Here is a 20,958-nt window from a genome sequence, read left to right as displayed (position 1 = left end):
AACCGGTACCGTAGCCAGCTAAGTGCACCAATTCAATGAACTTGGTGAACTGATGGCGGAACGGCGATGAGTCCTTGGCCGGAAGCCGGTGGTTTGGTGCCTCGGCCGATGAAACGGACGTGCGTGATAACTTGCCCAGGTGCGGATCACAGCCAAGTCGGACTATGCCGTCCGGGCGATGGCCGAACTGGCGGCCGCGGAGGGCTCCCCCCTGACCGCCGAGCAGGTGGCGACCCGGCAGGACATTCCACTGCGTTTCCTCTTCGGCATCCTGCGGGAGCTGCGCCTGGCCCATCTGGTGCGCAGTGTCCGGGGCCCTGAAGGGGGATATATGCTGGCGCGCCCGGCGAAGGAGATCACCCTCGCCGACGCGATCCGCGCCATGGACGGCCCGCTGGCCAACGTGCGGGACGTGGGCCTCAGCGGTCTGGAGTACCCCGGAGCGGCGGCGGTGCTCCCGGATGTGTGGCGCGCGGTGCGGGCGAGTCTGCGGCAGGTGCTGGAGAAGACCACTTTCGCGGATCTGGCCGCCGGCGAACTGCCCCCGCTGGTCCAGGCGCGGGCACGCGAATACCTCGACGACGTGCGCCACTACGACACCTGACCGCGCGGGGCCGACCAGCCTCGCCGGGTCGCCGAGATGGCACCCGCGCGCACGACGGCGGCCTTGCCGAACCGCTCCAGAAAGAAACCGCCCCCGAAGCGACCGACGGTCATGGCGGCGGCGAAGCCCGCGTAGACGAGGGATCCGGGCGTCCCATCATGTCCGCGTTCCACGCGGCCTTTCCCGCCGGAGGGTTCATCGCCGGTCTCATCGGCAGCGCTCTGGCCCGCCACTACACCCACAGCCCCGCGGTGGCCTTCACCGGTATGGGGCTGCTCATGTGCGGGTTCGGTGTGCTGTGCCGCCCCTGGCTGCTGCGGCAGGACGAGTTGCTCTCCACCGAGCCGAGCGCACCGGCCGCCTCGGCCGCCGGAGGCGGGGACTCGCGCAAGAGCGTCGTTCTGCTGCTCATGGTGGGGTTCGATGTGGTGCTCCTGGCCTCGATGCTCAGCGAGGGCTCGGTGATCGACTGGGGGCAGGAATTCGTGGCTTCCGTGGCCCCGCTGATGCTGTCCGCCTGCGGCGACTCCGCCCGCGGACCATCTGGTGGCGGACCACCGGAGCCGGTGACGGGAGAAATCGCTCGCCGGGCGGGGCGCGCGCTGCTAGCTTGCGGCCGTGGATCTCTTCTCACGCTCGTGGACGGCGTTGCGCACGGCGGTCGCCGAGCTGCCGGACGAGGGCTTCGCCCGGCCGTCCGGCTGTGCCGGCTGGCTCGTACGGGACCTGGTGTGCCATCTGATCATCGACGCCCAGGACGTCCTGATCACCCTTGTGACGCCCGCCGAGACGGAACCGACGCGCGACGCGGTGACCTACTGGGAGGTCGCGGAGGCGCCGCCGACCGGCGATGACCCGCTCGACGCGCTGACCGTCCGGTTGGCCGCCGCGTACGAGGAGCCGTGGCTGCTGAAGTTCCACCTCGACGACGTCGGCTCCGCCGCCGGGCGCGCGGCCGAACTCGCCGACCCGGGCCTGTGGGTCAGCACCCGCGACGAGGTGTTCACCGTGGGCGACTACCTCTCCGTGTACGTACTGGAGTGGACCCTGCACCACCTCGACCTGATCGCACACCTGCCGGGCGCGGCGGAACCGCCCACCGAGAGCCTCGCCGGGGCACGCGAGCTGCTGGAGCGGATCGCCGGGGCCGCGTTCCCCGCGTCCTGGTCCGACACGGACGCGCTGCTGGTCGGCACCGGACGGCGAGCCGCAACCGATGCGGAACGGGCCGAACTCGACAAGCTGGGCGAACTGGCCGCGAAATTCCCGGTCTTCCTCGGATAGGCCGCCGGCCTCCGTCGTGGCCCCCTGCCATGCGCGTCATCCCGCGCGCCGGGCCGCAGGGTTGCCCTGGTGGGTGAAGGCGGCCCAGAGGTGGATGCGGTCGAGGTCGGTGCGGACGGCTTCGTCGCACAGCTCGCCCTGGAGGGTGGGCGGTGGCTCGCGCCGTGGATCGAGCATCCAGAGCTGGGCCGCGCGCAGGGCGTCCACCGGGGCGAGGCCCCCTCTGCTGACGAAGTCGTGGAAGACGGCCATCATCAGGGCCGTCGTGGCGTCGTGGACGGCCCAGCGCGAGCCGATGACATCGGCCGCGCCGCGGGCGATCAGGGCGGTGGACAGGGTCAGGGCCTCGTCGTGGTCGCGGGTGCTCAGGTCCGTCTCGCAGGCGCTGAGCACCACCAACGGGCCCGCGGTGTCCGGCTGCCCGGTGGCGGCGCCGTCCAGGATGCGGGCCACGGTCAGACGTCCGGCGTCCTCGGGACCGGCCGGTGGGGCGGCCAGCCACAGTGCCGAACGCGTGGGATCCGGGCCGGCCAGGGCGTGGCAGGAGATGTGCAGGACGGCGACCGGGGAGCCGCCGCCGGGCAGGACGGCGAGAATGTCCTCGGGGGTGCCCGGCGCGTCGATGGCGGTGGCCGTGGGGAACTCGCCGTAGCGGAGGCCGTCGGGGTAGCAGGCGGCACGCAGCGCCTCCGCCTCGATCTCGGCCCATACGAGGCTGAGTTCGGGGTCGGCGACCAGCACCTGCCCGGCGGTGGTGGGCAGCCGGTCCCGGGTCGCGGCCCGCAGGAACTCGCCGCCGGAGGGCGCGTAGCTGAGCACGGCTTCCTCGCAGGCGTACCGGTGCTCGCGCCCGTCGGTCCCGTACGGAGTGCGGGCCGCGTGCCAGGCGACCGCGCCGAGTGGCCCGCACGGCACCAGCACGATCCGCGGCGGCTGGTGGAGCGGGCCCACGGCTGCCAGGACTGGGCCCATGGCGGCGGGCCAGGCCCAGTCGCACAGCTCGCGCAACGCCGCTTCCCACCGCTCGTCCCGCTCCATCCGCGGGCCCGCCTCGGCCGGGGCGTCGGCGGCTGCCCGGGAGCGCCGGGCGGTGGCGTCGAGGTAGCGCTCCAGTGGCGGGCTGCCGGGGGTCAGCAGCGGCAGTTTCAGGACGGTGGGCCGCGCGTCGCCGGGGCCGGGGCGGAGGATCAGGGCGAGGCCGGGCAAGCCGGGGCGCTCACCGGGGACGAGGTAGACGAGTGCGTCGGCACCAACAGCGGTGAGACCGGCCGTCAGTGACGGCAGGTCCGGGGGGCCGAGCAGTTTCCAGGCGTCCGCGCCGCTGCCCGCGCCCAGCGCTTCCAGTGCCCTGCGCCGCAGGGTGCCGGGGATCCGGGGTCCGGTGGACTGATCGCTCGGCGTGGCCGCGGTGTCGGGCCGGAGCGGGTCCGCGACGAGTTCGGCGCGCCACTGCCGGGCCAGCTCCGGGTGTCCTCGGGCTTCGAGGAGTTCGGGAATGCCACGGGACGCGGCCGCGGCCCGCAGCACCAGGGCCCGGCCCAGTTCCAGCGCGTGCACCGCGTCGGCCGGGCGGCCGCACACGGTGGTCCAGTAGGCCAGCCACAGCGCCTGTGCCGACCCGAAGCGGGCCACGGACAGGCCGTGCTCGGAGCCGAGTTGGAGGAGAACGTCGGCGGACAGCCTGACCAGCGCCTCGCTTCTGGTGGCCAGGGCGGCCTCCCGGTCCTCCTCGGCGCGCGGACCGCCACGCTGACGGCGCAGCCAGTGGGCTTCGGACAACTGCGTCAGGGTGTCGGCGGAGTGCGGCAGGCCGTGTCCCCGGGCGAACATCTCGCGGACCTGGGACAGCTCGGTGATGCACACGTCGAGCAGGTCCGGGTCATCGAGGTGGCGGGCCGCGTGCAGCAGGGCCCGGCCGAGCTGATACCGCAGCCGGAGTTCCTCGTGAGGGGTGGGCTGCGGTTCGTCGAGGATCCGGTGGACCTCCGCGATGGCCGCGTCGGCGGCGTCCCGGCTGGGCTCGACCCTGATCAACTGGATCAGCGCGAAGGTGCGCAGGGCTGGGAAGTACGGTCTGAGCATGGGGGCGATCCGCCGGGAGTCGGTCCCCACGACCTCCCTCATATACCAGGCCGCGGCGCGGAGTTCCGCCGGATCCTGGTTGCGGGCGGCCTGTTCCTGATGCACCTCGGCCAGGGTGGCGGCGAGCGCGAAGCGGTTCTCCTGGTCGGGCGGCAGGGTGACGTACAGGCCGGTCAGCTCCTCGACCAGGCGCGGCAGCACGGTGGGATCCCCGCTGCGGCGAGCGAGAGCCAGCTCGTGCTGGGCGGTGACTACCATCAAGGTGAGCGTGTCCGTGGACGGCGGCGAGCCTTCGCGCTCGTGAGCGGCGCGCAATTCCCTGGCCATCGTCCGGGCGGCGTCGGCGGCCCGAAGGCTGCCCCCGAGTGTCGCCGCCTCATGGAGGCGCCCGGCCAGGCCGATGGCCAGGGCACGACGGTTGGCCGTGGCCTTCTCGTCGTCCCCGGGCAATGTGTCCATCATCTCCCGAAGCCGGGCGGCGCTGGTCTCCAGGTGTGCCAGATCCCCGGTCTGGGACACCCGTACGGCATCGACCAGTGCGCCCAGCCGCGGCCCCAGGCCGACGTACCCCGGGCCGCCGGGACGGTCGTCGGGGTGCGGTCCCGGCTCCGACATGGCCTCGTCCACCTCGTCGAAGTCCATCGTGCCGGGCACCAGGAGGTTGGCGTGCACCAGCAGGAGGGCGTGCAGCTTGGCGATACGGGCCCGTTCGGGTGTGTGCGCCGGCTGCTCCCCCAGGGCCCGCCGGGCGACGTCCGCGCCGTGACGGACCCGCGGGGCCAGCGCCCGGGGGTCGCCCTCGCCCGATCTGAGCGCGGTCAGCAGCTCGCGCAGCGGTGCGAAGGCCGGTCGGTCCAGGCCGAGGGCCGCCACTTCCCCGTCGGCCTCCTCGGGGGAGGCCGTGGCGCGGTCCGCGGTCCTGTACAGCCACACCAGGAGCTCCGTGAACCGCGCCAGGTCGTCGGAGGCCCAGCGCAGCACGGTCTGGACGGCGTCGGTCAGCGGGTCGCCGGGGTGTTCCCCGGCTTCCCCGGCTTCCCCGGCTTCCCCGATTTTTGCCGGAGGGGCTGTGCCCGTCGGCTCCGGCTGCTCGGCGGCGGCTGGGAAACTCTTCCCGGACAGGGCCGAGAAGCGGGAGGCGGACGACAGCGTCAGCTCGATCTCCGACGTGAGAAATCCGAGGACCCGACGCAGCTCCGGATCGTCCGGGCCACCGGCGAGGCGCTCGATGACCTCCCTGGCCTCCGCCAGGGCGTTCCGCAGGGACGCGGTCAACGGCTGCGGACCTCGAAGCCGCTGCTCCTGGCCGGGGCCTTGCCGCTCCGCCCGCACGGCCCGCGCGTAGTGCGCGGGGACGAGCAGTTGGAGCAGCACTCTCCGGGCGTTCGCCGCGAGCGGATCGGTCAGCGGTCTGGTGTGGTCGGCCCAGCGCAGATGGCGCAGCGCGTATTCGCGTGTCCGACGGGCGGTGTCGGACTGGTCGCCCGCTTCACGGCTGACGATCCGGAAGCCCATCAGCACACCCAGTAAGGGGACGAAACCATTCCGGAGCGGATCGTCCGCGGGCAACATCCGCTCGACGGCGGCAACATGCTCGATCGCGTGGGCCAGCGCGACGGTCCGCCCCGGATCGTCCCCCGCTCCGCGCACCACGTCGCGGGCCTGGCGGGCGGCGATGGCGGCCCACGCTCTCAGCAGCGCCCGCGCACCGTCCTCGCCGTCGTCGTGGCGCCCTCGCTCGTCCTCCATGCCGCACTCCCCCCGGTGCCCGGACATGTACCCGCTGACGACCAGCCTCCCACGCGCGGGGGTGTTCTCAGGCGTCCGGCAGCACTCCGGGCCGGAACTTCTCGACGCCTACGACGCGGTGGACATGGTGCGGCTCGATGTACACCGCCACCCGCACCTCGCCGGGGGCCAGCCAGGGGAACGTCTCCGTGCCCAGGTATTTCTGTGCGAGACGGTCCATGACGTGTACGCCCGGCTCCCCCGCGACGAAGCGGACGGCACGGCCCCGGATCTCCACCCGGTGATATGGATCCTCGGTGTCCATACAGCACAGTGACACCCGGGGATCGCGCCGAAGGTTCTCCTCCTTGATGCGGCCCGCCGAGGTGTTGATCACCACCAGGCCGTCCTCCAGGTCGGCCCACATCGGGGTCAACTGCGGCGACCCGTCCGGGTTCAGGGTGGCCACTTGCCAGAACCTGGGTTCCCGAAGCCAAGCGCGTGTGATCTCGTCCAGGGTGGCAGCCATGCGGTTCCGCTCCTCACTCATCGTTCAAGCGGTCCAACGCTACCCGGCCACCAGGGTTCCGAACTGCCGTGCCTCCCCGGCCGGTGGGGTTCACTCGTGTCGGTGAGGATCAGTCGTGCCGGGAAGGCTGATCAGGGACGCCCGGCCACGGCCAGGAGGCAGCCGAACTCGTCCACCCCGAGCAGGTCGGACAACTGGAAGCGGACGGGGCGGTCGATCTCGGTAAGGGCGTTGGACATTTCCCGGAAGGTGCGCTGCATGGTGTTCTCGGTGATGTCCAGCAGCTCTCGCAGCCGCAGTCCGCTGCGGTGCATCATCGGCACATAGTCGTCGACGTCGGGCAGGGTCACCATGGAGACCTTGCAGAAGCCGTCGATGGCCGGGTTCCGTTCGGCCTTGCGCGGGCCGCGCTCGAAGAACTCGGTGAGGACGAGCCGGCCGCCGGGGCGCAGCACCCGGTGGATCTCGCCGAACACCTGGTCACGGTCGGGCATATGGACCATCGACTCCAGCGCCATCACCGCGTCGAAGCTCTCGTCCTCGAAGGGGAGTTGCATCGCGTTGGCGTGGCGGAAGACGGCCCGGTCGGCGAAGCCCGCGTCGGCGGCGTTCTTGTTCGCGGCCTTGATCTGCTCCTCGCTGATGCTGATGCCGGTGACCCTGGCGCCGGTGCGCTCCACGATCTGAAGGCCCGGCCCGCCCACCCCGCAGCCGAGGTCGAGGACATGGGCGGTGGCGTCCACCTCGAGGCGCTCGATGACGACGTCGGTGAACCGTACGGCCGCTTCCTCGTACGGGGTCTCGGACTCCGGGTCGTCCCAGAAGCCGATGTGGAGCTGGCGGTTGACGAAGCCGTAGCTCAGCTCTTCGTGGAGGATCTCGTCGTAGAGCTTGCCGACGGCTTCCGGTACCGGCACGGGCAGGGTGGGCTCGGGCATGGGCACTGCCTTCCTGATCGATGGATCCGCTGTCTGGTCCACCCGCGGCTCGGACGCGCGTGTCCGAGGGACATCACCAGGCCACGGGAAGCTCATAGACGCCGTAGACGATCCCGTCGTGCTTGAACGGGATCTTCTCCAGTTCGGTCGCCAGTTTCAGTGTGGGAATGCGCCGGTAGAGGGCGCGGTAGATGACCTGGAGCTCCATGCGCGCGAGGGTTTGACCCAGGCACTGGTGCACCCCGAAGCTGAAGGCCAGGTGGCGGCGGGCGTCGCGCCGGAGGTCCAGCCGCTCGGGGTCGCCGCTGAAGGCGTCGGGGTCGCGGCTGCCGATGTCGTTGGCCATGATGACGCCCTCGCCGGCGCGGATGACCTGCCCGGCGACCTCGACGTCCGCCAGTACCGCCCGGCGCATTCCGGTGTGCGAGATGTTCAGATAGCGCAGCAGTTCCTCCACCGCCGAGGCGATGAGTTCGGGATCGTCGGTGTCGCGCAACAGGGCGAGCTGGTCGGGGTGTTGGAGGAGGGCGACCGTGCCGAGCGCGATCATGTTGGCGGTGGTCTCGTGTCCGCCGGAGAGGACCAGCACGCTCATCTGGACCGCCTCCTCGCTGCTCAGCTCGCCCGCCTCGACCTGGGCGGCCAGCGCGGAGAGCAGGTCGTTCGCGGGGTCGGCGGTCTTCGCACGCAGCAGCACACGCAGATACTCGAGCAGCCGCTCGCTGGCCCCCGCCCGTTCTTCGGGGGTCACGTCCTGCCGGATCATGACCGCGCTGTTCGTCTCGAAGAAGGCGTGGTCGTCGTACGGCACACCGAGCAGCTCGCAGATCACCAGGGAGGGCACGGGCAGCGCGAACGCCGTCACCAGGTCGACCGGGTTGGGGCCGGCCAGCATGGTGTCGATCGCCTCGTCCACGATCCGCTGCACCGCGGGCCGCATGGCCTCCACCCGCTTGACGGCGAACGGCCCCTGCACCATCCGTCGCAGCCGGGCGTGTTCGGGGTCGTCCATGAGCGGGAAGCTGGCGATGAACGTGGCGTCCTTGTCGATCGGGATGGGACTCGGGTAGCCGGGCTTGGTGAAGTCGGCGCTGAGCCTCCGGTCGCGCAGCAGTGCCCGCTGGTCGGCCTGCCGGGTCACCAGCCACGGTGTGCTGCCGTTCCACAGCCGTACCTTCGTCAGTGGTCCCTGCCGCTGCATGGCCCGTAGGCCGGGGGGCGGATCGAACGGGCAGCCCGCCGCCCTGCGCATCGGAAACTCCGCGATCTCGGCCTGATGCTCGTCCGGCGTATCCATGCCCGTCATCGCTTCCTCGCTTCCTTGGCCTGCATGGATTCTTGCCCGGGTGGTATTCGGCGGGTCCCCTAACCAGCCCCCTCATCCCCCCTGCTCCGGCGGTGCCGCTGCCAACGGCCCCGCGTTGCCCTGGGCGGCGGTCGTGGTCAGGGGAGGTAAGGGGGTTGGTTAGGGGAGCGGCCCAGGTGCTCACCGCATAAGAATCAGTGGCGACGACGACGGGTTTCTTCTGGCCGACGACCACACGTACGGAGAAGTGACACGACCATGTTCGACGCGACGACGTACCTCCAGCGCATCGGGGCCGAAGGGAAGAGTGCGCCGACCCTGGACACCCTCCGGACCTTGCACAAGCGGCATTTGATGGCCGTCCCCTATGACAACGCGACGGCCGCCGACCGGCTGCCCGCCTCACGGCGGCTGGCGGGTATCCCCCTGGACGAGGTCTTCGACCATGCGGTGACCAGGGGCAATGGCGGGGTGTGCTACGAGCTCAACCGGCTGTTCCACGCCCTGCTGACGGAACTCGGCTTCGACACGCGCACGGTCACGGCGGCGGTCCGGCTGGCGAACGGCAGCTTCGGCCCGGAGGACGAGCACTCCTTCAATCTGGTCGTCCTCGACGGGCAGACCTATCTGGTGGACGTCGGCTTCATCGGACCGTCGTATCTGGAGCCGGTGCGCCTGTCGGACGAGGAGCAGCATCAGCACGGCTGCTCCTATCGCGTGGCCCGGCGGGGCGGCCACCGGGTGCTGGAGCGGCGGCTCAAGGGCGGCCACTGGCAGCCGGTCTACCGGTTCCGGCCCGAGCGGGCGGATCCGGCCGGGTGGGATCTGGTGCGGCTGGACGGGCTGGACGACTATGCCGCGGACTCCGTGCTCGCCGGGACCACTTTTCGCGGCCGGGCCACCGACGGCGGACAGATGGTGCTCATCGGAAAGCGCTATCTGACCGTCGAGGACGGCGTGGAGCGCATCAGGGTGCTGGTGAAGGCGGACGAGTACCAGAGCGTGGTCGATTCGATCCTGGCCGGGGCATGAGCGGGAAGGAGGCGGCCATGGTGGTGGCGCACGAGGCGGACACCGGGCAGGGCGATGCGCCGGTGGCCGATGTACTGGTGGTCGGGTACGGGCCGGTGGGGCAGTTGCTGTCGGTGCTGCTGGCGCGGCGCGGGTGGCAGGTGACGGTGGTGGAGCGCTGGCCCGAGCCGTTCAACCTCCCGCGTGCGGTCGGTTTCGACAGCGAGGCCGCGCGCATCCTGGCCTCGGCCGGGATCGGCGACCAGTTGCGGGAGTTCGGCGAGCCGTCGCGGGACTACGCCTGGCGCAGTGCGAAGGGCGAGACGCTGATCGAGTTCGAGGTGGCCGACCAGGGTCACTGCACCTGGCCGGAGGCCATGTCGGCCTACCAGCCCGCTCTGGAGACGGGGCTGATCGAGCGCGGGGAGACGCTGCCGGCCCTGCGGATCCTGCGCGGGTACGAGGCCGTGGAGCTCACCGACGGCGGCGGCCACGTACGCCTGGCCGTGGTCGGCCCGGACGGGGTGCGGACGACCCTCACCGGCCGCTGGGTGGTCGGCTGCGACGGGGCGAACAGCCTGGTGCGGCGGCGCGCCGGGACCACCATGACCGATCTGGGGTTCTCGCACGACTGGCTGGTCTGCGACGTACGGCTGCATGAGCAGCGCGAGTTCCGCCCGAACAACCTCCAGATCTGCGACCCGGCACGCCCGCGCACGGCGGTGTCGGCCGGTCCGGGACACCGGCGGTACGAGTTCATGCGGGTGCCCGCGGACGGGCCGGACCGGTTCGGCACCGAGGAGCACGCCTGGGAGCTGCTGAAGCTGTTCGACGTGACCCCCGGCAACAGCGTCCTGGACCGGCACGCGGTGTACACCTTCCAGGCCCGGTGGGCGCATCGGTGGCGGTCGGGGCGGATGTTCCTGGCCGGGGACGCGGCGCATGTGATGCCGCCGTTCGCCGGTCAGGGCATGTGTTCGGGGTTCCGGGACGCGATGAACCTGGCCTGGAAGCTGGACCTGGTGCTGGGTGGCCAGGCGGCGCCGACGCTGCTGGACACGTACACCACCGAGCGGCGTGACCATGTGCAGCACGCGGTGAAGATGTCGGTGGGTCTGGGCCGGGTGGTGTGTGTGACGGACCGTGAGGCGGCAGCGGACCGGGACGCGGCGATGCTGGCGGCGCGGAAGCGGAACATCGGGCCGAGCGGTTCGGGCCGCTCCGTGGTGAAGCCCCTCGCCGACGGGGTGCTGCGGCGGGACGGGCAGGGCCGGCCGGCGCCGTACGCCGGGGAGGCCGCGCCGCAGTGGCGGGTGGGCCACCACGACCGGACCGGGCTGTTCGACGACGTGGTGGGCACGGGCTTCGCCCTGCTCTGCGGCCAGGACGCGGTGCCGGTGCTGGGCACACGGCGGCTGAAGTTCCTCGACAGCATCGGGGCCCGGGTGGTGCGCATCGTGCCCGCGGACACGCCCGCGGGCGACGTGGGGCCGCGGGACGTGGTGGATGTGGAGGGCCGGTATCTGCCCTATCTGACCGGGCTGGGGGCGGTGGCGGCGCTGGTGCGCCCGGACTTCTACCTGTTCGGCATCGCCGGGCGGACGGACGAACTGCTCACCCTGGTGGAGGACTTGGAGCGGCAGCTCGGCGCGGTGGCCCCGGGGTGACCTCTCCGCGCCGGGGATCCGGGCTCCGGGCGCGGATCCCGGGATCCGGACCCCGGGGATCCGCGCCCCGCGTGGGCGACCCGGTCACCGGCCGTTGGGCGAACGGCTGCCTGAGGCTACCGGCACTCCGTATGCTCGCTGCATGATCGATGTGCCGCTCTCCGCGCTGGAAGTCGCCATGGTCCAGACTGGTACGCGAGCCGTGGACACGCTACGTGACACCACCGCCTTCGCGCAGCGTCTCGACGCCCTCGGCTACCACCGACTCTGGTATGCCGAGCACCACCACTCCCCCGCCATCGGCGCGTTCCCACCCGTGGTCCTGACCGCCCACGCGGCCGCGTCGACATCGGCCATCCGCCTGGGCTCCGGAGGCGTTCTCGCCCCCAACCACGCCCCCATCATGCTGGCGGAGCAGTTCGGCACCCTCGCCGCGCTGCACCCCGACCGGATCGACCTGGGCATCGGCCGGGGCCCCGGCACCTTCGACGAGTCCACGGCCCGGGCGCTGCGGCGCGGCGCCGGACCGACGACGGACGACGAGTACCGGGACGACGTGGCGGCGACGCTGCGGTTCCTGGTCGAGGAGGTCGCGCTCGACCCGCTGCCGGAGCCGTGGCTGCTGGCCTCCAGCACCGCCGGTGCCGCGCTCGCCGCGCGGCTCGGCCTGCCCCTCGCCTTCGCCCATCACATCCGCCCCGACAACACCCTCGCCGCGCTCGGGCACTACCGTGCGCACTTCGCACCGTCCCCGTGGTGCGCGAGCCCCCGGGTGCTGGTGTGCGTGGAAACGATCTGCGCCGAGACCCCGGAGGAGGCGGCGCGGCTGTCCGGCCCGATGGACGTGGTCAAGGCCGGGCTCCTCAAGGGGCACAGCGAGGCTCCGTTCCCCTCACCCGAAGAGGCGTCCGTGCACCCGTTCACGGCGGAGGATCGGCAGGCGCTGGCGGCCTTCCGGTCCCAGCAGGCTTACGGCACGCCCGCGACCGTGGTGCGGCGGCTGGCGGAAGTGGCGGACGCGACCGGGGCGGACGAGCTGATGCTGGCCACGCCGGTCTACGCGCTGGCGGCCCGTCTGCGCTCGTACGAACTCGTCAAGGAACACGCCGCGGCGCCGTCGGCCACGACGCCGCAGCACTGACCGCGTCTCCACAGCAGGCACGCCGGGCCCACCCCGGGCCCGGCGGATGCCTCACAAGAATCACACAAAGCCCTCTCCTACGGTCCGAGCGACGAAGACGCCCAACTCGTAGGAGGTTGCGCCATGTTCGGCAGTCGCCGTCCACGTGTCCTCGCCGCCCTGTGTGCGGCTCTGGCCATCGCCCTGCTGGCCTCGTGCGCGAGAGTGGTGAGCGCGGCCACCGAAGGTGACGCGCCCGCGGCCGACGCCTCCGGCTCGGGCAAGAAGCCCAACATCGTGTACGTCCTCACGGACGATCTGGCGTGGAATCTCGTGGAGTACATGCCGCACGTACGGCAGATGCGGAAGGAGGGGGCGACCTTCACGAACTTCTTCGCCACGGACTCGCTGTGCTGTCCGTCGCGTACCTCCCTCCTCACCGGTCAGTACCCGCACAACACCGGGGTCTTCACCAATACCGGCGACGACGGCGGCTACGGCGCGTTCATGAAGAACCGCAACGAGGAGAAGACCTTCGGGCCGGCGCTTCAGCGCGCCGGCTACCGCACCGGGTTCATGGGCAAGTACCTCAACGGATATCAGCCGGCCGACAAGAACGGCACCTCCAAGCCGTATGTCCCCTCCGGCTGGGACGAGTGGGATGTGGCCGGGGACGGCTACCAGGAGTACGAGTACGACCTGAACGAGAACGGCAAGGTCGTGCCGTATGGGAAGGCTCCCCAGGACTATCTGACGGATGTGCTGTCGAAGAAGGCGACCTCCTTCATCGGCTCCTCGGCGGCTGCGAAGAAGCCGTTCATGCTGGAGGTGGCCACGTTCGCACCGCACGGCCCCGCCACACCCGCGCCGCGCGACAAGGACACGTTCCCCGGGCTCAAGGCGCCCCGGACCGACGCCTACGACAAGGCCACTCGCGACGCGCCGAAGTGGCAGCGCTCCTTGTCGCCACTGACGGCGAAGGAGAAGGAGAAGACCGACCGGAAGTTCGCCAAGCGGGTGCGCTCCGTCCAGGCGGTCGACGCCATGATCGGTCAGTTGGAGAAGACACTCGAGGAGAAGGGCCTGGCGGACGACACCTACCTCGTATTCGGCTCCGACAACGGCTTCCACATGGGCGAACACCGGCTCCGCCCGGGAAAGCAGACCGCCTACGACACCGACGTCAAGGTGCCGATGATGGTCACCGGGCCCGGCGTTCCGGCCGGTGAGAAGGTGTCCCAGCTCGCGGAGAACGTCGACATCAACCCGACCTTCCTGGACCTCGCGGGCGTGGAGCCGCCGTCGACCGTGGACGGGCACAGCCTCGGCGACCTGATGCACGGCCGGACCGAGGACGAGTGGCGCCAGGCCGTCCTGGTCGAGCACCATCACGCGACATCCAAGACGGGTGATCCCGACGCGGCACCCAAGGACAGCGGCGACCCGCCGACCTACGCGGCGATGCGGACCGAGAACTCCCTCTATGTCGAATACGCCGATGGGGAGCGCGAGTTCTATGCGCTGGGCTCCGACCCCGACCAGTTGACCAACCGGGCGGCGTCGCTCTCGGCCGCCCAGCGGGCCGCTCTGCACCACACCCTCACCGCGCTCCAGCGTTGCAAGGGCGCGGAAAGCTGCCAGGCCGCGTCCCGGACTCAGAGCTAAGCGCCTCCGGCACCCGGCCCCGGCCGCTATCCGGGGCCGGGTGAAGATTACGGCCCGGTCGCTTCGAACTCGATGCGGACCTCGTCGGAGAGCTTCAGCGCACCCAGGAACGCGCTGTACGGCTTGATGCCCCAGGTGGACTGGGTGACGGACGCCCAGCCGCGCACCGTCCCTGCGGGATCGCCGCTCCCGTGCACCGTCACCGGGTGGGTCCGGCCCTTGATGGTGAGGTCGCCCGTGATCTCGAAGGACTCGGGCGTTCCGGTGATGTGGGTGGAGCGGAAGGTGATCGTGGGGTGCTCCGTGGTGTGCAGCAGACCCTTGCCCTCCAGCGTCCGCTCGATCTCGGCCCGGTCGCCGTCGCCGAGGGGCTTCAGCCCGCCGGTCGCCTCCCGGACGCTCAGCGAGTCCGTCTCGACCGTCACGGTCACCGACGACTCCTCGGGGGCGCCGCCGGCCACCGTCGCCTCCCCGGACCACCGGGTGGCCTCGATCGTCAGATCGTGCCCCGCCCTCCGGCCGAGCCCGGTACGGCTGGTCTTGATCAGCAGTCGGCCGCCCGGCGGCCCGAGGCGATGGCGTCCCTCACTCAGTGTCACAGTACTCACCACTCATTGCTCGTGTGTCAGTGCCGGGATGACACCGCCCGCGAGAACCGCCTCCCGCTGCCGGGGGGAGAGACGGTGGCGGACGGCGTACTCCTCGTCCCGGGTCGCGTTGCGGACGCGAAGTGTCGGGGCACCGGCCGGGGAGAGGGCCTCGCGCAGCCCGGACAGATGCAGCCGGTCGTCGGTCTCGATGCGGTCGTAGTCGGCGGGATCCTCGAATTCCAGTGGCAGCACACCGAAGTTGACGAGGTTCTGCCAGTGGATGCGGGCGTAGGACTTGGCGATGACGGCTCGCAGCCCGAGGTAGCGCGGTGTGATGGCGGCGTGTTCGCGGGAAGAGCCCTGGCCGTAGTTGGCACCGGCGACGATGAGATGCCCGCCGTCCTCCCGGACCGCCTCGGCGCGCCGCGGGTAGTCGGGGTCCAGCCGGGTGAGGGTGAATCCGGCCAGCTTGGGGATGTTGGAGCGGTAGGGCAGGGCGGCCGCTCCGGCCGGGGAGATCTCGTCGGTCGAGACATCGTCACCGGCCTTGAGGAGGACGGGGCCGTGCAGGCTGTCCGGCAGCGGATCCAGCTCCGGCAGTGCGGAGATGTTGGGGCCGCGTTCCAGCGATACCCGCGCGGCCTCCTCCGGTGGCAACGGCGGCTCCAGCATGGCGTCGTTGTTCGCGGGCGGGTCGGGCAGTTCGGGCGTGGGAGGAGCCGCCGAGAGGCGGTCGGCCCAGTCGCGCGGATCCGTGATGACACCGGTCAGCGCGGAGGCCGTGGCGGTCTCCGGTGAGCACAGCCACACCGCGTCGTCCTCGGTGCCGGAGCGGCCGGGGAAGTTGCGCGGGAAGGTGCGCAGGGAATTGCGTCCCGAGGCCGGTGCCTGTCCCATGCCGATGCAGCCCAGACAGCCCGACTGGTGGATCCGGGCACCGGCGGCGATCAGGTCGAATGTCGCGCCGCGGCGCGTCAGGTCCTGGAGGATCTCGCGGGAGGTCGGGTTGATGTCGAAGCTGACCCCGGCCGGGACCTGCCGCCGGGCCACCATGGCGGCCGGGACGGCGAAGTCGCGGAATCCGGGGTTGGCGGAGGAGCCGATGACGACCTGGGCGATGGGCTCCCCGGCCGCCTCCCTGACCGGCACGACGTTTCCCGGCGACGTGGGCCGGGCGATGAGCGGCTCCAAGGACGACAGGTCGATCTCCTCGTCGAGGTCGTAGGACGCGTCCCGTTCCGCGGTGATCTCGACGAAGTCATCGCCACGCCCCACCCCGTCGAGGAAGCCGCGCACCGCCTCGTCCGAGGGGAAGACGGTGGTGGTGGCGCCGAGTTCCGCCCCCATGTTCGCGATGACGTGCCGGTCCATCGCGGTGAGGGAGACCAGACCGGGTCCGTGGTACTCCAGGACCCGTTGGACACCTCCTTGCACCCCGTGGCGGCGCAGCAGCTCCAGGATCACGTCCTTGGCGCTCACCCAGGGAGGCAGTTCCCCGGTCAGCCGGATGCCCCAGACCCTGGGCATGGTGAGGTGGAGAGGGCGTCCGGCCATGGCGAGCGCCACTTCCAGGCCGCCGGTGCCGATCGCCAGCATGCCCAGAGAGCCACCGGCGCAGGTATGCGAGTCCGAACCGGCGAGGGTTTTCCCGGGAGCGCCGAAGTGGTGCATATGTGTGGGGTGTGAGACGCCGTTGCCGGGCTTGGAGAACCACAGGCCGAAGCGGCGGGCGGCCGAGCGCAGAAAGAGGTGGTCCTCGGCGTTGCGCTCGTCGGCCTGGAGGATGTTGTGGTCCACGTACTGCACGCTGGCCTCGGTCCGGACCCGGTCCAGGGCCAGCGCCTCCAGCTCCTGCATCACCAGCGTGCCGGTGGCATCCTGCGTCAGCGTCTGGTCCACGCGCAGCGCGATCTCCTCCCCCGGCTCCATGCGGCCGGACAACAGGTGATCGCCGATCAGTCGCTGCGTCACGGTGCCGTGCGCGCGAGCACGGGGCAGATCCATAGCGCCACCGCCTTCCGGGCGGAGCGTCCGGGCCCTCCGGGCGCCCCACAGCGGGTTCCCGTCAGCTACCCCCATACTGCACCCATCGCCGGGGGCCACGGTCCTGGCCGGGCGGTGCGGATGCGCCGTCGGCAGCCGCCTCTTACACTTCGGCCGCTCCGGAGCATTTTTGTCCTGGCTCTTGACGAAAATCAGCGGGCGTTCGCATGCTGTGCTCCATGCCGACCAACTCCGAGAACAGGCCGCACATCGACAGACGGACGTTGTTGACCGGAGTCGCCGGATCCCTGGCAGTGGCGGCGGGGCTGCCCACGACCGTGGCCCAGGCGTCGCCCACGGAGGTCGCGCCGATGCGGCGGCACCCGTCGAACTGGCCCCAACTCCAGCCCTACGGCCTCGCGGACACCCGGCCGGACCTGTGGCCGCGCGCGGACAACTCCTTCGTCCTCCCGCTCGAACGGCGGCCCCGCGACCGGGAGCGCGGCCTGGTCTGGATGCGGGACACCTACGTCAACTGCTTTGTCGTGGACGGCCGTCCGATGTACGTGGCCACCGGCACCACCCGAGTGCCCGGGCTCGACGCGGCCGCCCCGTGGAACGACGGCATCTTCGTGTGGGTGTCCCCGTCGCTGCGGGGGCCCTGGCGGCTGGTGGACACGACCCGCATCCGGCCCGGCGCCGAGCGGGGCAAGGTGTGGTCGCCCGAGTTCGTCGGCGAGAACCGGCCCGGGCGCACGGTCGTCGCTCCGTGGCAGGAGTACTGGTACGACGACCGGTTCGGCAAGCGCGGCCAGGTCTGGGCCCCGGAGCTGCACTACTTCAACGGCACCTGGTACCTCGTCGCGTGCATGGGCGACCACTCCCGGAAGGTGGGTTCGTTCCTGCTGGTGAGCGAGGGCGGGGTGGCGGGCCCGTACCGGCTCGTCGAGGGCAACCTCGACAAGCCCTTCGGCGAATCGTTCATCGGGGGGCCGGACTTCATCGAGCCGGGCGCCTACCACCACATCGACGGCAGCCTCTACACCGAGGGCGACGACGCGTGGCTGGTGCTCCACAACGACCTGTACGCGCCGTTCCGGACCGATATGGAGGACATCAGCCCGACGGCCGGCCTCCCCAGGTTCCGGCAGATGCCGTACTCCCCCGAGCCGTATCTCGAGGGCGCGTATGTGTTCAAGTACCGGGGCAAGTACTACCTCGTCCAGGCCGCGTGGGACCGTACGTCGATCGATTCCGACGGCAGCACGCGCTACGCCTACGACCCACCGGGCCCCGGCCGTGCGCAGTACCAGTACGACGCCGTCGTGGCCGTCTCGGACACCTTCGAGGGGCCGTACTCCCAGCGGTGGACCGCGGGTGTCGGGGCCGGACACAACAACTTCTTCATGGATCACGGCGGCCATCTGTGGGCCACGTTCTTCCGCAATCCGAACTTCGGCTACTGGTCGCATCCGTCGCGCATCGCCGACGCCGCCGTCCCCGGTGTCGTGCGGCTGGAATGGACCGGCCCGGAGGGCAACCGCCTGTACGTCCAGCGCCGGAAGCGGGATCGGGTCAGGGAGTGACCGGGCCGTCGAGCTCGACGATGATCCGGACACTGTCCGGGCGGGACCAGGTGGAGCTGCACATCACCGCGCGCCCGGAGTCCGCGTCCCGGCTCAGGCTCTCCACCAGCCACACCGGCCGGTTGTGTGCCGTCTCCAGTCCCTCCGCCACCCGCCGGTCGGGCAGCACGCTGCTCACCCGGCACCAGGCGCGGACCGGGGTCACCCCGCACATCTGCCGCAGGATGGTGTCCAGCGACTCCACGGCGTGCACGGCCGGGCCCAGCTCCGGCAGCATGTCGACCGGGATCCACTCCTGGGACCAGCCGCTGAGCAGGCCGTCGATGTACGACTGCCGGGTCAGCAGGTGGACCGCGCTGCCCTCGGCACGTTCCAGCCGCTCGGCGATGGCGCCGGTGACCGGGACGGTGGTCACATCGCGCACCACCGTGCGCGGTTCACCGCCCGCCTCGCGGACGGTCTGGTGCATCGAGGGGACGCGGCGCTGGGAGAGCACATAGTCCAGCGGACGGCTGACGAAGGTGCCCGCGCCCCGGACCCGGCGGACCAGATGGCGGCCCTCCAGCTCCTGTAGGGCGGAGCGGGCGGCCGCCCGGCTGACGCCGAAGCGGGCGGCGATCTCGTGCTCGCCGGCGACCCGGGCATCAGCCGGCTGGTCCGCGATCTCGGCTGCGAGCACCTCGGCAATCTCGGTATATCGACTTCTCCTGGGCATCTGGCCACTCTGAACCCTGGCGAGTTGTCCGGACAAGTCAGCGAAATAAACCATTCCGCAGCTAGCCGGTGAACGCTGGGGACCGGTGTCGTGTCCTGGGATGCCACCGGGAGGGGATGACGAAGGCCGCCGCCCGAGGGGCGGCGGCCTTGTGTGAACGGTCGTGCGCGGTACCTACGCCTGACGCCCGGTGCCGGGCCTCAGGCGTACACCTTGCGCACCCAGACGGCCAGCCCCTCGATGAGCAGCACCAGCGCCAGCACCATCAGCACGATGGTGGTGACCACCGGGAACTGTAGGACCCGGGCCGCGTTCAGCAGGTCGTAGCCGATGCCACCGGCGCCGACGATGCCGAGCAGCGTCGCCGAGCGCAGATTGACGTCGAGCTGGTACAGCAGATGTCCCACCACCGCCGGCCAGGCCCGGGGCAGGACGGATCCGAAGAACACCTGGTGCCTGCGGGCGCCGGTGGCCACCAGGGCCCGGGCCGGGCCCGGGTCGGTCTCCTCCAGCGAGTCGGCCACCAGCTTGCCGAGCAGGCCGACCGAGCCGACGCCGAGAGCGAGCGCGCCGGAGACCGCGCCCAGGCCGGTCACGACGACGAAGACGATCGCCAGAACGAGTTCCGGGATGGCCCGCACCAGGAGGATGACCGTGCGGAAGAACCGGGCCACCCGGGGCGACCCCACCACGTTCCGCGCCGCGAGGGTGCCCAGCGGCAGCGCCAGGACCAGCCCGATGAGGGTGCCCGCGAGCGCGATCTGAAGGGTGACCCACAGATCGGCCCAGAGCTGGTCGCCGATGCCACCGGTGCCGGGCGGCAGGAAGTCGCCCACCGTCGGGAGGAACGACTCCGCGCCGCGCCGCAGGGTGTGCCAGGACAGACCGGAGCGCACGGCCGAGGCCACGACCAGGGCGACGGTGAGCACCAGCCAGGTGGTGCGGCGGATCCGCCGGGCGTCCCAGCGCGGCAGACTGCGGCGTACGGCCGTGCCGCCGCGGGCTGCCGGCGCCTGGGTGCCCATGGCGGCGGCGGTGCCGTCGGCAGCGGCGGTGCCGGTGATGCGCTTGGCATCTGCGGTGGCGATGCTCCTGGCATCCGCGGTGGTGGTCGCGGTGGCGCCGGAGGTTGGGCGGGCCGGGGCCGTACCGCCCGGCCGCTGGTCGCGGCGCGCATCCTGGCGCTCCGGCCGCCGGCGGCGGGGCCGCCGCGCGGCGGTGACCTCCTGGAGCAGTGTGCGCCGGATGGCACCGGAGATGGACTCGGCGACGAAGCAGAGCAGCAGCAGGACCAGCGCGATGGCCATCGCCCGCTGGTAGTCGAGGGTGGTGATCGCCGTGGACAGCGCGTACCCCAGACCGTTGACGCCGACGAAGCCGAGCACGGCCGAGGCGCGCAGGTTGATGTCGAGCCGGTGCAGCGCGGTCGCCACCAGGGACGGCAGCGCCTGCGGCAGCACCGCGGAGGTGATCTGCTGAAGCCGCCCGGCGCCGGTCGCGCGCAGTGCGGTGCGCGGGCCCTCGTCGGTCTGCTCGACGGCGTCGGCGTACAGCTTGCCCACCATGCCGACGGAGTGGACGCCGAGCGCCACCACACCCGTCATCCCGCCCAGCCCGAAGACACGGAAGGCGGCGATGGCGAAGACCACCTCGGGAATCGCCCGGCACAGCACGATCACACCGCGCGAGGCGAGACGGGCGCCTGTCCCCGGAGTGGTGTTGCGGGCCGCCAGCAGGGCCAGCGGCACACTGAGCACCACCGAGAGCACCGTGGCGGAGACCACGATGGCCAGCGTCTGCCAGATCAGCGAGAACAGATCACCGGCCGGCGGGAAGTCCAGGGGCAACGTCCGCGACAGGAAGTCCACCGCGTTGTCGGCGCTGTCGGTGAGCGTGGCGATGTTGATCCGGAGCGCGATGAACGCCCACACCCCGCCGATCACACACAGCAGCAGCGCCGTGGCCGCGCCGAGCCCGGCCGCGGTGGGGCGGGCCAGGGTCCGCCGTGGCGGGCGCGTGGCGCCGGGGCCAGGTCCGGGGGCGGCGGGTGGCGCGGCCGGGGGATGATGGTCGACTACGGACACTCAGTCCCCCTTCGTGAACGCCGACGACGCGGTGACCGGGACAGGAGCGGCGGCGGAGGCGGGCCC

General features: G+C 71.4%; 17 protein-coding genes. 7 read left to right on the top strand and 10 right to left on the bottom strand.

The features are described from left to right. Nucleotides 1–139: 139 nt before the first annotated feature. On the top strand, nucleotides 140–604 hold the full coding sequence (locus KN815_RS17660; protein WP_216342892.1) for an RrF2 family transcriptional regulator: 465 nt from the start codon (nucleotides 140–142) through the stop codon (nucleotides 602–604). On the opposite strand, the gene KN815_RS17655 is transcribed toward KN815_RS17660, so the two are convergent. Further along, the gene (locus KN815_RS17655) at nucleotides 592–777 is read right to left on the bottom strand and encodes a hypothetical protein (RefSeq protein WP_216342908.1); all 186 of its coding nucleotides are present in this window, start codon (nucleotides 775–777) and stop codon (nucleotides 592–594) included. The two genes, KN815_RS17660 and KN815_RS17655, sit on opposite strands and share 13 nt — an antisense overlap. Nucleotides 778–836: 59 nt before the next feature. Next, the gene (locus tag KN815_RS17650; RefSeq protein WP_216342891.1) at nucleotides 837–1,016 is read right to left on the bottom strand and encodes a hypothetical protein; all 180 of its coding nucleotides are present in this window, start codon (nucleotides 1,014–1,016) and stop codon (nucleotides 837–839) included. Between the two features lie 206 nt (nucleotides 1,017–1,222). On the opposite strand from KN815_RS17650, the gene KN815_RS17645 reads away from it, so the two are divergent. Then, entirely contained in the window at nucleotides 1,223–1,888 is a 666-nt protein-coding gene (locus tag KN815_RS17645) for a maleylpyruvate isomerase N-terminal domain-containing protein (protein ID WP_216342890.1), read from the top strand. Between the two features lie 36 nt (nucleotides 1,889–1,924). On the opposite strand, the gene KN815_RS17640 is transcribed toward KN815_RS17645, so the two are convergent. From KN815_RS17640 to KN815_RS17625, 4 genes are all read right to left on the bottom strand, one after another. After that, a complete protein-coding gene (locus KN815_RS17640; protein WP_216342889.1) occupies nucleotides 1,925–5,719 on the bottom strand; it encodes a CHAT domain-containing protein in 3,795 nt (1,264 codons plus the stop codon). A 67-nt stretch (nucleotides 5,720–5,786) separates the two neighbouring features. Then, nucleotides 5,787–6,227 carry a PPOX class F420-dependent oxidoreductase gene (locus tag KN815_RS17635; RefSeq protein WP_216342888.1) on the bottom strand — a complete coding sequence of 147 codons (441 nt, stop codon included), beginning with the start codon at nucleotides 6,225–6,227 and terminating at the stop codon, nucleotides 5,787–5,789. Nucleotides 6,228–6,358: 131 nt separating this feature from the next. After that, complete coding sequence (locus tag KN815_RS17630; RefSeq protein WP_216342887.1) at nucleotides 6,359–7,165, bottom strand: methyltransferase domain-containing protein; 807 nt, start codon at nucleotides 7,163–7,165, stop codon at nucleotides 6,359–6,361. Nucleotides 7,166–7,238: 73 nt separating this feature from the next. After that, entirely contained in the window at nucleotides 7,239–8,471 is a 1,233-nt protein-coding gene (locus KN815_RS17625; protein WP_216342886.1) for a cytochrome P450, read from the bottom strand. Nucleotides 8,472–8,729: 258 nt separating this feature from the next. Between KN815_RS17625 and KN815_RS17620 the strand changes: the two genes are divergently transcribed. From KN815_RS17620 to KN815_RS17605, 4 genes are all read left to right on the top strand, one after another. Beyond that, a complete protein-coding gene (locus KN815_RS17620) occupies nucleotides 8,730–9,503 on the top strand; it encodes an arylamine N-acetyltransferase family protein (RefSeq protein ID WP_216342885.1) in 774 nt (257 codons plus the stop codon). A 17-nt stretch (nucleotides 9,504–9,520) separates the two neighbouring features. Continuing rightward, on the top strand, nucleotides 9,521–11,149 hold the full coding sequence (mhpA, locus tag KN815_RS17615) for a bifunctional 3-(3-hydroxy-phenyl)propionate/3-hydroxycinnamic acid hydroxylase MhpA (protein ID WP_216342884.1): 1,629 nt from the start codon (nucleotides 9,521–9,523) through the stop codon (nucleotides 11,147–11,149). Between the two features lie 142 nt (nucleotides 11,150–11,291). After that, entirely contained in the window at nucleotides 11,292–12,290 is a 999-nt protein-coding gene (locus KN815_RS17610) for an MsnO8 family LLM class oxidoreductase (RefSeq protein ID WP_216342883.1), read from the top strand. Between the two features lie 123 nt (nucleotides 12,291–12,413). Next, nucleotides 12,414–13,934, top strand: a complete 1,521-nt coding sequence (locus tag KN815_RS17605) for a sulfatase family protein (protein ID WP_216342882.1) — start codon at nucleotides 12,414–12,416, stop codon at nucleotides 13,932–13,934. Nucleotides 13,935–13,981: 47 nt separating this feature from the next. Here KN815_RS17605 and KN815_RS17600 read toward each other — a convergent pair whose 3' ends face one another. Together KN815_RS17600 and KN815_RS17595 are read right to left on the bottom strand one after the other, a co-directional pair. After that, nucleotides 13,982–14,533, bottom strand: coding sequence for a YceI family protein (locus tag KN815_RS17600; RefSeq protein WP_216342881.1), 552 nt, complete (start codon nucleotides 14,531–14,533; stop codon nucleotides 13,982–13,984). Nucleotides 14,534–14,545: 12 nt separating this feature from the next. Beyond that, complete coding sequence (locus tag KN815_RS17595) at nucleotides 14,546–16,528, bottom strand: aconitate hydratase (protein ID WP_216342880.1); 1,983 nt, start codon at nucleotides 16,526–16,528, stop codon at nucleotides 14,546–14,548. Nucleotides 16,529–16,746: 218 nt separating this feature from the next. Between KN815_RS17595 and KN815_RS17590 the strand changes: the two genes are divergently transcribed. Further along, the gene (locus KN815_RS17590; protein WP_253209052.1) at nucleotides 16,747–18,093 is read left to right on the top strand and encodes a family 43 glycosylhydrolase; all 1,347 of its coding nucleotides are present in this window, start codon (nucleotides 16,747–16,749) and stop codon (nucleotides 18,091–18,093) included. Here the strand turns inward: KN815_RS17590 and KN815_RS17585 are convergent. Then, nucleotides 18,083–18,772 carry a GntR family transcriptional regulator gene (locus tag KN815_RS17585; RefSeq protein WP_216342878.1) on the bottom strand — a complete coding sequence of 230 codons (690 nt, stop codon included), beginning with the start codon at nucleotides 18,770–18,772 and terminating at the stop codon, nucleotides 18,083–18,085. The genes KN815_RS17590 and KN815_RS17585 overlap by 11 nt on opposite strands. A 236-nt stretch (nucleotides 18,773–19,008) precedes the next feature. Next, nucleotides 19,009–20,892, bottom strand: a complete 1,884-nt coding sequence (phnE, locus tag KN815_RS17580) for a phosphonate ABC transporter, permease protein PhnE (protein WP_216342877.1) — start codon at nucleotides 20,890–20,892, stop codon at nucleotides 19,009–19,011. Nucleotides 20,893–20,958: the final 66 nt, after the last annotated feature.

Origin of the sequence: Streptomyces niphimycinicus, assembly GCF_018883605.1 — a bacterium.
GTDB classification, from domain to species: domain Bacteria; phylum Actinomycetota; class Actinomycetes; order Streptomycetales; family Streptomycetaceae; genus Streptomyces; species Streptomyces niphimycinicus.
The sequence above is the reverse complement of the archived record's forward strand: the minus strand, read 5'-3'. Positions and strand labels throughout refer to the sequence as shown.